Origin of the sequence: Luteibacter sp. (assembly GCF_036500425.1) — a bacterium.
GTDB lineage: Bacteria > Pseudomonadota > Gammaproteobacteria > Xanthomonadales > Rhodanobacteraceae > Luteibacter.
Window position 1 is genome coordinate 45,775 of record NZ_DASYCB010000073.1, and the last position, 15,648, is coordinate 61,422.

The window sequence follows — 15,648 nt, forward strand, 5'->3', positions numbered from 1 at the left end:
GCATGACGCACCCCGTACTCTCCCACGAGCCAGTCGCCATCGAGCCCCTGCTCGAGCTCGATGCCCATCCGGAATGCGGCGGCATGGCCATGTTCGTCGGTACCGTGCGCGACCACCACGAAGGCCGCCGGGTGCTGCATCTTGCCTATACAGCGCATGAGCCGCTTGCTGAAAAGGTGATCCGCGAGGTGGAAGCTGAAGCGCGCCGTCGCTTCAACGTGCCCTACGTGCGCATCGTGCACCGTCTGGGCGACCTGGCGATCGGCGATATCGCGATTGCCTGCGTGGTGCGCGCACCGCATCGCGCCGAGGCATTCGATGCCTGCCGCTACGCGGTGGATGCCGTAAAGCACGGGGCGCCGATCTGGAAAGAAGAGTTCTACACCGACGGCAGCAGTGCCTTCGTCGAAGGGTGCTGCATCCGCGATGACCTCGACGAGCCCGCGCCGCGCCCGCACCGCCACCATTCGCACACGAGTCACGGATGAAAGACGTCAGCCAGAAGCCGGATTCAAAGCGCGTCGCCCGCGCCACCGCTACCCTGCATGCTCCCGCCCACTGCATCGCGCTTTTGCGCAGCGGCGAAACGGAAAAAGGCGATCCCCTGAAGACCGCGCGCGTCGCTGGCATTCTCGCCGCGAAACGCACGGATGAGCTGATTCCGCTATGCCACCCGTTGCCGATTCACCGTGCCGATGTGGCCTATGAGCTGGCGGATACCTCGGTCCGGATCATCGCGGAGGTGGAAACGATCGGCCCGACCGGCGTGGAGATGGAAGCGCTCACTGCCGCTAGCCTGGCCGCGCTGACGCTTTACGACATGCTCAAGCCCTACGCGGAGCCTGAGGAGCTGCACATCGACGATTGCCGGCTGGAGCGCAAGTTGGGTGGCAAGTCGCATTACCGGCGTGTGCTGGCGCAGCCGCGCAGCGCCGCCGTGCTGGTGCTCTCCGATACGGTCGCCAGTGGCGCCAAGCCGGATACCGCCGGCACTTATGTGCGCGATGCGCTGAAAGTGGCGGGCTTCGCCCCGATCGAATACACCGTGCTGCCCGATGACGCCCATGTCCTCGGTGGCGCGCTTCGCACGCTGTGCGATCGCAACGTCGCCCTGGTGATCACCGTGGGTGGCACCGGTCTGGGTCCACGCGATATCACCGTGGATACGGTCAAGCCGATGCTCGACGTAGAAATTCCCGGGATCATGGAAGCCGCACGCGCCTTCGGCCAGCAGCGTATGCCGTTCGCCATGCTCTCGCGCGGCGTGGCGGGCTACGCGGGGGAGACCCTCATCCTCACCTTCCCCGGCAGTCGCGGGGGCGCTAGCGAGTCGCTGGCGGCCACGCTGCCGGGCCTTGTCCACCTGCTGGAGACGGGCCGCGCGGGCGGGCATCATCCGGGCGGTTACGGGCAGGCCGGCTGAGATGGCGCTGCTACCGCTCGGCGAGACCTTTGCACGTTACCGGGAGTGCGTGACGCCACTGGGTACGCAGCGCGTGCCGCTGGAGTTGGCGCTGGGCGCCGTGCTGGCGGAATCGCCACGCGCGCGCATCGCACTGCCGCGCTTCACCCAGAGTTCGCTCGATGGCTATGCCATCCGTAGCCGCGACGGCGCGTTACCGCGCGTGTTGGTGGGAACCGCGGCCGCCGGCGAGCCGGCGGAGGTCAGCGTGGGCCCTGGCCAGGCGGTACGTATCCTGACAGGCGGCATGCTGCCAGAAGGCGCCGACGCCGTGGCGCGCCAGGAAATCGTCGACCGCGATGGCGGCGATATTTCGCTACGCGAGGCGGTGCACGCCGGCGAAGGCGTTCGTTTCGAGGGCGAAGAACTCATTGAAGGCGCCGTTATCGCCCAGGCAGGGCAGCGGGTCACCGCCGGCATCCTTGCCGCGTTGGCCATGGCCGGCGTCGATACCGTCGAAGTGCGCCGACGCCCCCGGGTGGCCGTGTTGGTCACCGGTGACGAAGTGGTCAGGGTGGGCGAGGCGTTGCTGCCTGCCAAGGTGTACGACGCGAATGGGCCGCTGTTGCGCGCATGGTTCGTGGAACACGGCTATGGCGAACCGGTGGTGGCCTATGTGCCCGACGACGAAGGGGCGCTGGAAGAAGCGATGAGCGCCGCGCTGGATAGCGCCGATCTGGTGGTAACCAGCGGCGGTGTTTCGGTCGGAGATCGCGACTATGTGCCGCTCGTGGCCGATCGGTTAGGTGTCCGCAAGGTGTTCTGGAAAGTGGCGCAAAAGCCGGGCAAGCCGCTGTGGTTTGGCGTGCGCGAGGGCAAAGTGCTGCTGGGCATGCCAGGCAATCCCGCGGCGGTGCTGGTCTGCCTGGCGGTTCACGCGCAAGCGGTGCTTGGCCATCTGGAAGGCGAAACGTCCGTGCAGCCCGCATGGCGGCAAGGCGTCCTGGAGGGGCGCGTCGAGGCGGATAACGAGCGTGACCGGCTCGTGCGGATGCGCCTGGACATGAGCGATGCGGTCGCTCGCCTGACCCTGCTGCCGCGCCAGGAATCACACATGCTCAGCAACCTGGCCTCGGCGCATGCGCTGGTCTGGCTGCCGTCACGCGAAAATGCATTCCAGCCCGGCGACAAAGTACGCTGGATCGCACTGTAGGAACGCGCTTGCGCGCGATGGATCTTGCCGCAAGCCCCATCGCGCGCAAGCGCGCTCCTACAAAAGCCGGGATTACCAGGCTTTGACGTCGGAGACGACGACGGTGTAGTCCGACATGTCGGCCGAGTAACGGAACAGGCGGCCGAGGTCGAAATCGACGCTCTTGCCCGGCTCGATGTTCGAGGTGCCGGCCGGCCAGCCCTGCTTGCTGGCGATGACCTTGCCCGAGGCGTCCTTCGCATCGATGCGAACCTGGGCCGCGGCAGCCTCGGAGCACTTGTTCACGAGGTTGCCCTTCATGCTGAAGCGCGGCTGGCCCGAGCCCTGCTGCAGCTTCACGGCGAAACCGTCGATGGCGAAATCCTTGGCGGCACACGCGGCCTGAGCGGAAAGCGGGGCAGCGAGCAGCAGCACGGCGGCGATGGCGATCTTCTTCATGGTGGTCCCTGTCTATGCGAATGGCTAAAGCGGACGCCCGGGGGTGTGGGGGGCGTTAGCAGGGCTATCGGCCGTACGGGCAGGGACTTTAGGAATCCAGGCGAACGCGGCGGAACCCGTTCAGGTTGCAGCCGTAAACAGATCAGCCACGGGTTCGCCGACGTCCTCCGGCTCAAACCAGCGCTTCACCGGGGCAAAGCTGCGCCGGTGGGCTTCGCAAGGGCCTAGCCGGTTCAGGGCGTCCAGGTGTTCGGGCACGCCATAGCCCTTGTGCCGGGCAAAGCCGTAGCCCGGGTGCACCTGCTCCAGCGTCTTCATGTGCCGGTCGCGGCTGACCTTGGCCAGGATCGAGGCGGCACTGATGGCGGGTTCCGTGGCGTCGCCGCCAATCACGGCCCGGCCAGGGCAGGGCAGGGTGCGCGGCAGGCGGTTGCCATCGATCAGCGCCATGGTGGGGGCAAGCGAGAGCCCCATCAGGGCGCGCGTCATGCCGACCATGGTGGCCTGGAAGATGTTGATCGTGTCGATTTCCTCGCGCTCGACGAAGATCACGCTGAAGGCCAGGGCCCGCTCGACGATGCGCCCGAACAGCTTTTCCCGGGTGGTCTCGTCCAGTTGCTTGGAATCGTTGAGGCCGCGAATCACCCGCGCCGGATCGAGGATCACAGCGGCGACCACGACAGGGCCGGCCAGCGGCCCCCGTCCCGCCTCGTCCACGCCGGCGATGACGTACTCGGTGCCGAGCTGGCGGGTGATATTGGGCTTACGTGGCATGCCGGCTTACGTTCGCGAACCGTCGCCCGTCGCGGAGCGCGCGGGCGTGGCGACGAAATCGGCGATCGCGTCGGCAGCATGATCGGCGGCGTGCCCATCGAGACCGCCGCGCAACGCTTCGTGCAGGAACTCGAACGCGGCGACGATCGCGCCGCGCCGCTCGCTGTCGCCGAGCATGTCGAGCGTCGCCGCGGCAAGGTTACCTGCCGTGCACTCGTCCTGCATGTACTCGGGAACGAGCCGTTTGCGACCGAGGCCGCAGGCGCGGGCCAGGATATTTGGCAGGCTGTAGACATCCGTCTTCAGCATCCGCAAGGCTTTGGCGATGCGGTAGCTGGTCGGGGAAACCCGGTAGCCGACGACCATGGGCCGCTTCGCCAGCATGGCTTCCAGCGTCGCGGTACCGGACGCGAGCATCACCATGTCGGCCGCCAGCATGGCCTCGTGTGAGTGTCCATCGGTAAGCAGGGGCGGGATGCCGGGGAAGCCCGAGAGCAGCTCGCTGAGCCGTGCGTGCACGCGCTCGTTCGCCGCGGGCACCACGATGCGCAGGTTCGGCATGCCAGCGGCAACCTGCTTCGCGGCGTCGATGAAAATCGCGCCGATACGCTCGATCTCGCTGGGACGGCTGCCTGGCAGCACGGCAAGCACGGGCGCGTCATGCGGCAAGCCAAGTGCGTCGCGCGCGGCGGCACGGTCGGAGATCATCGGGAACGTATCGGCCAGCGGGTGGCCGACGAAACGGGCGTCAACGCCATGCTTCGCGTAAATCGGGGGTTCCATCGGGAACAGGCACAACACGCGGTCGGCGGACTGGCCAATCTTTTCCGCGCGCTTCTCGCGCCAAGCCCAGACCGACGGGCTGACGTAATGCACGGTGCGCAGTCCGGCGGCTTTCAGCTTGCGCTCCACGCCGAGGTTGAAGTCGGGCGCGTCGATACCGATGGTGACGTCGGGACGCGTATCGAGCAGCCGCCGCATGAGCGCCTTGCGTAACTTCAGCAGCCGCGGCAGGTGCTTCACCACCTCGGCAAAGCCCATGACCGAAAGCTCGCGGATATCGAACCAGGATTCGAAGCCGCGGGCCATCATGCGCCGGCCGCCGATGCCGACGAAACGCGCGCCCGGGTAACGGGCGCGCAGTGCATCGAGCAGGTCGGCGCCGAGCTGATCGCCGGAATCTTCGCCGGCGATCAAGGCAATGACTGGTGCGTCAGCCACGGCCGTCACCGCGCGAGCGAGCGCTCGCTGCGATCGAGGAACTCGAGCATCTGGCGCACGTCCTCGCTGGTTTCAGCCAGGGTGACCAGCTGTTCACGAGCCTCGGCCAGCGGCAGGCCAGCCATGTAGAGCGTGCGGTACGCGCGCTTGATCGAGGCGATTCGGCCGGTATCGAAGCCACGGCGCTTGAGGCCTTCGCTGTTGATGCCGCGCGGACGGCCGCGGGTCTCGTTGGCCATCATGACGAAGGGCGGCACGTCAGAGCCGACCAGGCAGCCCATGCCGATAAACGCGTGCGCGCCGACCTTGCAGAACTGGTGCACGCCGGAGTAGCCGGACATGATGGTCCAGTCGCCGATCTCGGCGTGGCCGGCCAGTGCCGAGTAGTTCGAGAAGACGATGTTATTGCCGACCTGGCAGTCGTGCGCGATATGCACGTAGGCGAGCAGCCAGTTGTCGTTGCCCACGCGGGTGACACCGCCACCATCGCCCGTGCCGCGGTTGATCGTGACGAATTCACGGATGAGGTTGCGATCGCCGATGACGACTTCGGTGCGCTCGCCCTGCCACTTCTTGTCCTGCGGCGGGCCGCCGATCGACGCGAACTGCAGGATGCGGTTGTCACGGCCGATGGTGGTGGGCCCTTCGATCACGACATGCGGACCGATGCTGGTGCCCTCGCCGATGACGACATCGGCACCGATGATGCTGTACGCACCGATGCTGACGTTATCCGCGATCCGCGCGGATGGATCGATCTGCGCGGTCGGATGGATCATTTGTCATTCCTCGCGGCGCACATCAGTTCGCAGCACGCGACGACGTTGCCATCCACGAAGGCCTTGGCTTCGAACAGGCCCATACCACGGATGAGGCGCTTGAGTGCGACCTTCATCACCAGTTGGTCACCCGGCGACACCACGGCGGAGAAACGCGCGTTATCCACCTTCACCAGATAGAAGAGCGGGCTGCCGCTGGCGCCGTCCAGCTGGCTGGTGATCTGGGTGAGCAGGCCGGCGGTCTGGGCCATGGCCTCGACGATAAGCACGCCCGGCATGACCGGGTGGCCGGGAAAATGACCCTGGAAGAACGGTTCGTTGATCGTGACGTTCTTGATCGCCGTGATGGTCTTGCCCGGGTCGATCTCCGTGACACGGTCCACCAGCAGGAACGGGTAACGGTGCGGCAGCAGCCGCTGGATCTGCTCGACATCCACCGGGAGCGTCACGGCAGCTTTCATTTCGGTCATTGCCCTTTGTCCTTTTCCAGCGCCGTCAGGCGGCGCGCAAACTCGTCTAGGTGTTTCATTCGCGCCGCATTGCGCCGCCACTGGCGGTTTTCCTGCAGCGGGGATCCAGACGAGTATTCGCCCGGCTCCCGGATGGATGCCGTCACCAGGCTCTTGGCCGTGATGGTAACCCGGTCGGCCACTTCGAGGTGGCCGAGGATGCCGGCGTTACCGCCGATCAGGCAGTAACGGCCGATTTTCGCACTACCGGCCACCGCAGAGCACCCTGCCATGGCCGTATGCGCGCCGATATGGACGTTGTGGGCGATCTGGATCTGGTTATCGAGGCGAACATCTTCCTCGAGGATCGTATCTTCCAGTGCGCCACGATCGATCGTGGTATTCGCGCCGATTTCGCAGTCATCGCCGATGCGGACGCCACCGAGCTGGGGCAGTTTCACCCAGTGATCGCGATCGAAGGCGAGCCCGAATCCATCCGAGCCGATCACCGCGCCCGGGTGTACCAGTACGCGCATACCCAGGGTGACCCGGATGACCAGGGTGACGCGGGCCACGAGCCGCGAGCCGGCACCGACGACGCAGCCTGGGCCGATCGTGCAATGCGGGCCCAGGATCGCGCCCTCTTCCACGACAGCGCCATCTTCCACCACGCAGCAAGGGCCGATGCTGGCCGTGGCGTGGATGCGCGCCGAGGGCGCGACCACGGCGCTGGCATGGATGCCGCGCGGTGCATCGCCCATGACCTCGAACAGCGCGGCGATCTTCGCGTAGGCCACGTAAGGGTCTTTCGCGACAAGGGCCGCGCCGGTGCGCAGGGGCAGGGCATCGGCGTTGAGCACCACGATGCCGGCCTGGCTGGCGGTCAGCTGGGAGGTGTACTTCGGGTTGGACAGGAAGGTGAATTGCGACGGCGTGGCCGTGGCCAGGGTGCCGACGCCATCCACGGCCGTGGCCGGGTCACCGTGCGCTTCGAGGCCGAAGCGCTCGGCCAGCTCAGCGAGGGTGTAGTGGGGGTTGCCGCTCACGGGGGGACTCCCAGAAAGAGAAGGGGGTGGCAAGGTCTGGAACCTGCCACCCCCGGGATTGTACAAAACAGCGTATGCAGCTACGCCATGCTTAGAGCTGGCTGCCGAAGGTGAACTGGATGCGCTCGACGAAGCGGTTGTCGCCATCCTGCTTACGGAACGGCACCGCGAAGTTGATGATCAGCGGGCCGATCGGCGCCTGCCACTGCAGCGAGAGACCGGTCGAGGCACGCAGTTCGCTGGCCTTGAACGTCGAGTAGCTCTCGTAGACGTTACCGACGTCGACGAACCACGACACGCGCGCCGTGTTCACATCCTTCAGGAACGGCAGCGGCAGGAAGACCTGCGCCGTACCGAGGGTCTTGAACGCGCCACCGACCGGCTGGCCGTAGCTGTAGTAGCCGCCCGAGCACTGGTTCTTCTTGTCCGGGGTGGAGCTGGCGCTGCCGCCGTCGCAGAGACGTGGACCGAGGGTGTTGTCCTGGAAGCCACGGACGTCGCGCACACCGCCGGCGTAGTAGTTCTCCCAGAACGGGAACGCGACCTTTTCGCCCTTGCTATACAGCTCGATCGGATTGCCGTTCGCATCCAGCCGGGGCTTGCCCGTGGCTGGATCGACGTCGTAACCCGGGTTGTCGTACTTCTGGCCATAGGTATTGCCGTAGCCGACCTGACCATCGAGGTAGAGCACGAAACCCTTGCCGATCGGCCAGTAGTGGTTCGCTTCGGCGAAGATCTTGTAGTACTGCACCGTGGAGCCGGGCAGGGCACCGGAGATCGACAGCGACAGCTGGCCACCGCGGGTGGGTGCCCAGTAGCTGTTGCGGGTGTCATGGGTGTAGCCGAGGCTCGACGTCCACGAATGGATCGTCTTGTTGCCCAGCGCATCCTGGTAGGCCACCAGCTGGCGCGGCGTGTAGAACGAGCTGTTGATCAGGTTCGAGCTGATACCAAGGCTGGTCGACAGCGAGTCGAAGTCCGAGATCGGCACCGACAGCGTCGTCTCGAAGGACTTGGTGCTGTAGGTGTAGTTCGCGAGATCGGTATCGCCGTAATCGAGCTTGCTATAGCCGAGGTTATAGCCGAGCGAGATGCCCGAGTCGGTGAGGTACGGATTCACGTAGCTCGCGTTGACGCGCTTGTAGTACGTGCTGGTTTCCGCGCCGATCGAGAAGCGATCGCCCGTGCCCATGAAGTTGTTCTGCGACACCGACGCCGACAGGATGATGCCGGAGTACTGCGAGTAACCGACACCGAACATCAGCGAGCCGGCGGACTGCTCTTCGACCTTGGCGGTCAGGTCGACCTGGTCGACCGTGCCCGGCACGAGCTGCTTGTCGATGTCGACGGTCTTGAAGTAGCCGAGGCGCTGCAGGCGGGTCTTCGAGCGATCGATGGCGCCCTGGGAGTACCACGCGCCCTCGAGCTGGCGCATTTCGCGGCGGAGCACCTCGTCTTCCGTGCGGGTGTTGCCCTGGAACACGACGCGACGCACGTACACACGCTTGCCCGGCTCAATGAACAGGGTGAGATCGGCGGTGCGCTTGTCCTTGTCCAGCTTGGGCACCGGAGTGACCTTGGCAAAGGCGTAGCCGATGTTGGCGAGGATGGCCTTGATCGCGTCGCTCGAGGCTTCGATGGCAGCGCGGTTGAAGGTATCGCCCTTGTGGATGTAGACCAGCTTGCGCAGGGTGTCTTCCGGCAGGATCAGCTCACCGAGCAGCTTGACGTCGGAGACGGTGTAAACCTCGCCTTCCTTGACGCTGGCGTCCACGTACATGGCGCGCTTGTCCGGGCTGATCGCCACCTGCGTTGAATCGATGCCGAAATCGGCGTAGCCGCGGTTCATGTAGTAGTTGCTGAGCTTTTCCAGATCGCCCGAGAGCTTCTCGCGCGAGTACTGGTCATCCTTGGAGTACCAGGACAGCCAGTTGGACGTGTTCGACTCGAAGCCATCACGGATTTCCTTGTCCGTGAACGCCTTGTTGCCGACGACGTTGATTTCCTTGATCTTGGACGCCTTGCCTTCGCGGATTTCGATATCGATCGCGACGCGGTTGCGGTCCAGCTGGGTGACGTGCGGTTCGACCGACACGTTGTATTTGCCGCGGTTGTAGTACTGGCGGATCAGTTCCTGCTGGACACGGTCGAGCGACAGGCGATCGAAGGTCTCGCCCTCCGCGAGGCCGATCTCCTTCAGGCCCTTGCGCAGGTCGTCTTCCTTGATGTCCTTGTTGCCACGCAGGGTGAGCTTGGCGATGGCCGGGCGCTCGATGACCTTGACGACCAGGATGTCGCCTTCGCGGTCGACTTCGACATCGCTGAAGAACTTGGTCTGGTAGAGGGCGCGGATGGCGGCCTGCGCCTTGTCATCGCTGACAGTGTCGCCCTTCTCGATCGGAAGGTAGCTCAGCACCGTACCCTGCGCGATGCGGGTCAGGCCATCGATACGAATATCGGAAACGACAAACGGCTCGAAGGCAAGCGCATTGGCGGACAGGGAGGCGAGCAGGATCAGGGCGGCGATACGCTTCATCGTCGATTCCAATGGGTTAAGTCCAGTCACCGGCGGACGAGGCCGGCGACCGAAGAGGAGCACGTGCCGGGCTCATGCCCGGCATCGTCTGGCCGCGAGCGCTTGCGCACCCGAGGCCTGGGAAAGACAGATGCGCACCCGTCACGAGACGAGCATGCGCTGGATGTCGTTGAAAAACGCCAACCCCATCAGTGTGAACAGCAGGGCGAGCCCGAGATACTGGCCAGCGATCATGGTGCGTTCGCTGACCGGGCTGCCTTTGACCAACTCAATAAGGTAATACAGCAGGTGTCCCCCGTCCAAGACGGGAATCGGCAACAGGTTCAAGATCGCAAGACTTAGCGACACCAGCCCCAGGAAGTTGAGGAACCAGCCGAGACCCTGGTTGGCCGCGCTGTTGGCTACCTGGGCAATACCGATGACGCCCGAGATGTTCTTGGCCGAGGCCTGGCCCGAGAGCATCTTCCCGATCATGCCCAGCGTGGAGGTGGTGCCCGCCCATGTGGCCCGCAGCGACTCGGTGAAGGCGCGCACCGGGCCGTAGCGCAGCATGGCGGCTTCCAGCGGCTTGCCCGCGATGCCGACAAGCCAACGGGTGGGCTGGCCCTGCTCGGACTTCATGCGCGCGGTCACATCGATCGTGGAAACCTTGCCGGCGCGATCGATGCCCAGGGCGAGCTTCGGCGACTTCGCCGCTTCCGACTGGACCAGCTTGGTAAAGGCGGCGAAATCGTCGACGGCCTGGCCGTTGATGCGGGTAATGCGATCGCCCGGGAGCAAGCCGGCCAGGGCAGCGGGATCGCCTGGGACGACTTCGCTGATGACCGCCGGCGGCGATTCCAGGTCGAGCCCAAGCTCGTGGAAGCGCTTGCCCGCATCGCCGAAGGCCAGGTTCTGCACCGGCAGGACCACGTTGCGCTCGGCGCCGTCGGTGCCGCGCACATGCACCGGTACGGGCTCGTTGCCCAGCAGGCCGTTGAAGAGGATATCGGTGGCATCGCTCCAGGTGGCGACCTTGGTGCCATCGACCGCCAACAGGCGATCGCCAGGATGAATGCCGGCGACGGCCGCGGGCGAACCCGGCGTGGCCGCGATGATCGGCGCCAGGTCCGGGCGGCCCACCATGTACATGGCCCAGAAGGCCACGACGGTAAACATGAGGTTGAAGACCGGCCCCGCGGCGACGATGGCGATGCGCTTCCAGACCGACTTGCTGGTGAATTCCCCGTCGCGCTCGCTCTCGGGGACCTCGCCCTCACGGGCGTCGAGCATCTTGACGTAGCCGCCGAGGGGGATGGCGGCGATCTGGTACTCGGTGCCGTCCTTCGCGACGCGACGCCACAGCGGCCGGCCGAAACCCACCGAAAAGCGCAGGACGCGCACGCCACAGCGGCGCGCGACCCAGTAGTGGCCAAATTCGTGGAAGGTCACCAGGACGCCAAGCGTCACGAGCAGCCAGAACACGGAACCTAGGAAGGGACTCATCTTAGGGGGCGGGTCTCGAAAAAAACGTAGGGGTGGAACGAGTTTAGCAGTAAGCGCGGTGGAGCACGCCCCGGGCGGCCCGCCGGGCTTCAGCATCACGCTCGGCAAGGGTCTGGACATCGACCACCGGATTGGCCGGCAGTTCCTCAAGAACGCGTTCAACGACCTCGGCGATGCCCAGGAAGGGCAGGGTGCCGGCCAGGAAGGCCTCCACGGCCACCTCGTTTGCCGCGTTCAGGATGGCCGTGGCGTCACCGCCCGCCCGCAGCGCCGCAAAAGCGAGAGCCAGGCAACGGAAGGTCTCCAGGTCGGGTTGCTCGAAGTCCAGGCGCGCGTGTGCGGCGAGATCGAGGCGGGCCACGCCCGCCTCGATGCGCTCGGGATAGGCGAGCGCGCAGGCGATGGCCGTGCGCATGTCCGGGTTGCCGAGCTGGGCCAGCACCGAGCCATCCACGTAATCGACCATGGAGTGGACGAGGCTCTGCGGGTGGACGACCACCTCGATCGCATCGACGGGCGCCGCGAAAAGGTGGTGGGCCTCGATGACTTCGAGGCCTTTGTTCATCAACGTCGCCGAATCGACCGAGATTTTCCGGCCCATCGACCACTTGGGATGGGCGCAGGCCTCGTCGGGGGTAATCGTGCCCAGCTCCGCGCGCTTGCGGCCGCGGAACGGGCCGCCAGAGGCGGTGAGGATCAGGCGGCGCACGCCGGCGCCGTGCAGGTCAGGCCTGCCACCGGGCAGGCACTGGAAGATCGCGTTGTGCTCCGAATCGACCGGGATCAGGTCGCCACCTCCCTCGCGCAGCGCCTGCAGCAGCAGCTCGCCGCCCATGACGATCGATTCTTTGTTGGCGAGCAGCAGGCGCTTGCCCGCACGCGCGGCGGCCAGGGTCGAATCCAGGCCGGCGGCGCCGACGATCGCGGCCACGACGGTATCGCAGAGGGGGCCAGCGGCCGCGGCGGTCACCGCATCGGCACCCGACGCGATATCGCAGGTGACGCCGGCGGCGGCGAGGCGGCGAGCGAGATCCGCCTCCATGGAGGGGTCGGCAACGATCGCGAGATCGGGGCGGAAGCGCTCACACAGCTTTGCCAGCGCTTCGGTACCGCGATTGGCGACCAGTACGCTGGCGCGGAAACGATCCGGATGGCGCGCGATGACGTCGAGCGTGCTGGTGCCGATCGATCCGGTGGCGCCCAGGACCCCAACCTGGCGGACGGCCATGGCTACAGACCCAGCAACAGCTTGCCGGCCGCGAAGATCGGCAGGGCCGCGAAAACACTATCCATGCGATCGAGCATGCCGCCATGGCCCGGGAACAGGCTTCCCGAGTCCTTTACCGATGCATGCCGCTTCATCAGGCTTTCGAAGAGGTCGCCGACGACGGCAACCGCGACGGTGAGGATGCCCAGGATGACGAGCCCCACGAGCTTGCCGGCATCGTCCACGCCGAGCATCCAGCCACCGAGCAGGGACACGAGGCCGCCGGCGACAATCGCGCCATACACGCCGGCCCAGGTTTTTCCTGGGGAAATGCGTGGGGCGAGCTTGCGCCGGCCGAAGTAGCGGCCGCTGAAATAGGCGCCGGTGTCGGCGGCCCACACGATGACCAGCGCAAGCAGGGTCCACCCGTGGCCATGCTCGCTGGCGTGCAGGTCGGTGGCGGCGGCGAGCGCTGGCACGATGACCAGCAGGCCGGCGCCGAGCTTCAGCATGCGGTTTTCGCTGTTCGGCGCGGCGGCGAAGGTGAAATGGCGCAGCCAGAAGCAGCAGCCGATCCACCAGGCCACGCCGGCGAAGGTAAGCGCGGCCAGCAGGCCATGCGTGCGGACCAGGAGCATCACGGCAAAGATCGCGGCCGCACTGGCGGCGACGATGCCCCGCGCCAGTTGGGTGCGAAAACCGGCCAGCTGCGCCCATTCCCATGCCGCGCCGACGAAGGCGATGGCGACCAGGGCCGCGAAGAAGCCGGTGGGCGGAAGCAGGATGAGGGCGAGTACGACCGGAAGGAGGATCGCCGCGGTAATGATGCGTTGTTTCAGCATGGGGGTCTGGCGTTAGCCCGTGGCGACCTGTTCGCCGGTGCGGCCATAGCGGCGCTCACGGCGGGCGTAGTCGTCCAGCGCCTCATCGAGGCAGGCCTGGTCGACATCGGGCCACAGGGTGTCAGTGAAGTAGAGCTCGGCGTAGGCAAGCTGCCAGAGCAGGAAGTTGCTTACACGGCGTTCGCCGCCGGTGCGGATGAACAGATCGAGCGGCGGCTGGTCGGCGAGGCAGGTGTAGCTGTTCAGGCGCTGCTCGTCGAGTTCCGCCAGCAGGAATTCCCCGCGTGCAGCGGCCTCGGCGGCCAGGCGGGCCGCATGGGCGATATCCCAGCGCCCACCGTAATTCACGGCGACGTTCATGTTCAGCGCGGTATTCGCGGCTGTCCGCTCCATGGCGCCGTGCATGCGCGTGCGCAGTTCGGGCGCGAAGGCGCCAAGATCGCCAACGAAGCGAATGCGCACGCCGTTGCCGTGCAGTTCGTCCACTTCGCGATCGATCGCTTTAAGGAATAGCTCCATGAGCGCGGACACCTCGGTCGCCGGCCGTGACCAGTTCTCGCTGGAGAAGGCGAACAAGGTGAGCGAGGCGATGCCGCGCTTCAGGCAGAATTCCACGGCCTGGCGCACGGCCTTCTGGCCGGCGTGGTGGCCGAACGTGCGTGGGCGAAGACGTTGCTTCGCCCAGCGACCGTTGCCATCCATGACGATGGCGATGTGGCGGGGAACCCGGGCGTCGGGTTTCGCAGCCATGGGCGGCGGGGACCGATGGCGCGTCAGAGCGCCATCAGCTCCTTTTCCTTTTCCTTGACCACGTCGTCCACTTCCTTGATGAACTTGTCGGTCAGCTTCTGGATGTCATCGTCGGCGCGCTTCTTGTCGTCTTCCGTGACTGCCTTGTCCTTCAGCAGCTTGTCGACATGCTGGATGGCATCGCGACGGACATTTCGGATGGCGATCTTGGCCTGCTCGCCTTCCTTTGCCACGGTCTTGGCGAGTTCCTTGCGGCGCTCTTCGGTCGGCGGCGGGAAGTTCAGGCGGATATCCATACCCATGGTGGTGGGCGTGATACCGAGATCGGAGGCCATGATGGCTTTTTCGATCGGGCCGACCATGGCCTTGTCGAACGGCTTGACCGCGAGCGAGCGAGCATCCGGCGTGGTCACGTTGGCCACCTGGGCGAGCGGGGTGGGCGTGCCGTAGTAGGGCACGGTGATGTTCTCGAGGATCGCCGGGTTGGCGCGACCCGTGCGAATCGACTTCAGGTCGTGCTTGAGCGAATCGATGCTCTTGCCCATGCGGGTCTCAGCATCTTTCTTGATGTCATTGATCATGGGCGGTTTTCCGGTCGATCTGGTCAGCAGGCGAGTATAGCAGGGCAGCCACGGGCCGGCTTAGCCGGCATCCACCAGGGTGCCGACCGTCTCGCCCTGCATGATCTTCATGAGGTTGCCTGGCTGGGTCATGTCGTAGATGCGCAGCGGCAGCTTGTTCTCGCGGCAGAGGGCGATGGCGGCGGTATCCATGACTTCGAGGCGGCGCTCGATGACCTGGTTGTAGCTGAGGTGTTCGTAGCGGGTGGCGTCGGGCACGCGTTTCGGGTCGGCGCTGTACACGCCATCGACCTTGGTGGCCTTGAGCAGGAGGTCGGCGCCGATTTCGACGGCGCGCAGGGCGGCCGCGGAGTCGGTCGTGAAGAACGGGTTGCCGATACCGGCGGCGAACAGGGCGACGCGGCCTTTTTCGAGGTGGCGGATGGCACGGCGGCGGATGAAGTCTTCGCAGACCTCGTTGATCTTGATGGCGCTCATGGTGCGGGCTTCGCCGCCGAGCTTCTCGATCGCGTCCTGCATGGCGAGGGCGTTCATCACAGTGGCCAGCATGCCCATGTGGTCGCCGGTGACGCGGTCCATGCCGGAGGCGGCGAGGCCGGCACCGCGGAAGATGTTGCCGCCACCGATGACGACGCCGACCTGGACGCCGGCGTCGATGACTTCGAGGATTTCTTTGGCGAGGCGGCCGATCACTTTCGGATCGATGCCGTAATCCTCAGTTCCCATAAGGGCTTCACCGGAGAGCTTGAGCAGGATGCGGCGGTGTTTCAGCGGGGTGCTCATGGGGGGTCTCCAGAATGTGTGGGGCAAAACGGGCGTAGTGTAGCGCGCGTTCTTTGTTACAGGCACGTGAATCGGTCCATTCAATGGCGCATTCGCCCCGGCGAATGACCGAATGCCGCAGGGTGGAAGCCAGTACACCCCC

16 protein-coding genes are annotated in these 15,648 nt (G+C 65.7%); 3 read left to right on the forward strand and 13 right to left on the reverse strand.

Translation table 11 applies throughout. The annotated features are described in order from the left end of the window. Window positions 1–2 precede the first annotated feature (2 nt). The 3 genes from VGN46_RS17695 to VGN46_RS17705 are packed head-to-tail and all read left to right on the forward strand — an operon-like array spanning window position 3 to window position 2,615. Window positions 3–488, forward strand: a complete 486-nt coding sequence (locus VGN46_RS17695; protein ID WP_331645644.1) for a molybdenum cofactor biosynthesis protein MoaE — start codon at window positions 3–5, stop codon at window positions 486–488. Next, window positions 485–1,423, forward strand: coding sequence for a bifunctional molybdenum cofactor biosynthesis protein MoaC/MoaB (moaCB, locus tag VGN46_RS17700; RefSeq protein WP_331645647.1), 939 nt, complete (start codon window positions 485–487; stop codon window positions 1,421–1,423). Before VGN46_RS17695 ends, moaCB begins: the two co-directional genes overlap by 4 nt. 1 nt (window position 1,424) lies before the next feature. Next, window positions 1,425–2,615 carry a molybdopterin molybdotransferase MoeA gene (locus tag VGN46_RS17705; RefSeq protein WP_331645649.1) on the forward strand — a complete coding sequence of 397 codons (1,191 nt, stop codon included), beginning with the start codon at window positions 1,425–1,427 and terminating at the stop codon, window positions 2,613–2,615. A 72-nt stretch (window positions 2,616–2,687) separates the two neighbouring features. On the opposite strand, the gene VGN46_RS17710 is transcribed toward VGN46_RS17705, so the two are convergent. The 13 genes from VGN46_RS17710 to pyrH form a co-directional block, all read right to left on the reverse strand. After that, window positions 2,688–3,053, reverse strand: a complete 366-nt coding sequence (locus tag VGN46_RS17710; RefSeq protein ID WP_331645651.1) for a hypothetical protein — start codon at window positions 3,051–3,053, stop codon at window positions 2,688–2,690. A 120-nt stretch (window positions 3,054–3,173) separates the two neighbouring features. Then, window positions 3,174–3,827 carry a ribonuclease HII gene (gene rnhB, locus VGN46_RS17715; protein WP_331645653.1) on the reverse strand — a complete coding sequence of 218 codons (654 nt, stop codon included), beginning with the start codon at window positions 3,825–3,827 and terminating at the stop codon, window positions 3,174–3,176. Window positions 3,828–3,833: 6 nt separating this feature from the next. Beyond that, window positions 3,834–5,057: a lipid-A-disaccharide synthase gene (lpxB, locus tag VGN46_RS17720; protein ID WP_414675269.1), complete on the reverse strand. Its 1,224-nt coding sequence runs from the start codon at window positions 5,055–5,057 to the stop codon at window positions 3,834–3,836. Then, window positions 5,054–5,827 carry an acyl-ACP--UDP-N-acetylglucosamine O-acyltransferase gene (lpxA, locus tag VGN46_RS17725; protein ID WP_331645657.1) on the reverse strand — a complete coding sequence of 258 codons (774 nt, stop codon included), beginning with the start codon at window positions 5,825–5,827 and terminating at the stop codon, window positions 5,054–5,056. The genes lpxB and lpxA overlap by 4 nt, the downstream gene beginning before the upstream one ends. Beyond that, entirely contained in the window at window positions 5,824–6,288 is a 465-nt protein-coding gene (fabZ, locus tag VGN46_RS17730; protein WP_331645703.1) for a 3-hydroxyacyl-ACP dehydratase FabZ, read from the reverse strand. Before fabZ ends, lpxA begins: the two co-directional genes overlap by 4 nt. A 5-nt stretch (window positions 6,289–6,293) precedes the next feature. After that, a complete protein-coding gene (gene lpxD, locus VGN46_RS17735) occupies window positions 6,294–7,322 on the reverse strand; it encodes a UDP-3-O-(3-hydroxymyristoyl)glucosamine N-acyltransferase (RefSeq protein ID WP_331645659.1) in 1,029 nt (342 codons plus the stop codon). Between the two features lie 91 nt (window positions 7,323–7,413). Beyond that, entirely contained in the window at window positions 7,414–9,858 is a 2,445-nt protein-coding gene (gene bamA, locus VGN46_RS17740) for an outer membrane protein assembly factor BamA (protein ID WP_331645661.1), read from the reverse strand. Between the two features lie 141 nt (window positions 9,859–9,999). Beyond that, window positions 10,000–11,343 carry an RIP metalloprotease RseP gene (gene rseP, locus VGN46_RS17745; RefSeq protein WP_331645663.1) on the reverse strand — a complete coding sequence of 448 codons (1,344 nt, stop codon included), beginning with the start codon at window positions 11,341–11,343 and terminating at the stop codon, window positions 10,000–10,002. Between the two features lie 43 nt (window positions 11,344–11,386). Beyond that, window positions 11,387–12,571 carry a 1-deoxy-D-xylulose-5-phosphate reductoisomerase gene (locus tag VGN46_RS17750; RefSeq protein ID WP_331645665.1) on the reverse strand — a complete coding sequence of 395 codons (1,185 nt, stop codon included), beginning with the start codon at window positions 12,569–12,571 and terminating at the stop codon, window positions 11,387–11,389. Window positions 12,572–12,573: 2 nt separating this feature from the next. Next, window positions 12,574–13,392: a phosphatidate cytidylyltransferase gene (locus VGN46_RS17755; RefSeq protein WP_331645667.1), complete on the reverse strand. Its 819-nt coding sequence runs from the start codon at window positions 13,390–13,392 to the stop codon at window positions 12,574–12,576. A 12-nt stretch (window positions 13,393–13,404) separates the two neighbouring features. After that, complete coding sequence (gene uppS / locus VGN46_RS17760) at window positions 13,405–14,142, reverse strand: polyprenyl diphosphate synthase (protein WP_331645669.1); 738 nt, start codon at window positions 14,140–14,142, stop codon at window positions 13,405–13,407. 23 nt (window positions 14,143–14,165) lie between these two features. After that, window positions 14,166–14,723: a ribosome recycling factor gene (frr, locus tag VGN46_RS17765; protein ID WP_331645671.1), complete on the reverse strand. Its 558-nt coding sequence runs from the start codon at window positions 14,721–14,723 to the stop codon at window positions 14,166–14,168. Window positions 14,724–14,783: 60 nt separating this feature from the next. Further along, the gene (pyrH, locus tag VGN46_RS17770; RefSeq protein ID WP_331645673.1) at window positions 14,784–15,506 is read right to left on the reverse strand and encodes a UMP kinase; all 723 of its coding nucleotides are present in this window, start codon (window positions 15,504–15,506) and stop codon (window positions 14,784–14,786) included. Window positions 15,507–15,648 lie beyond the last annotated feature (142 nt).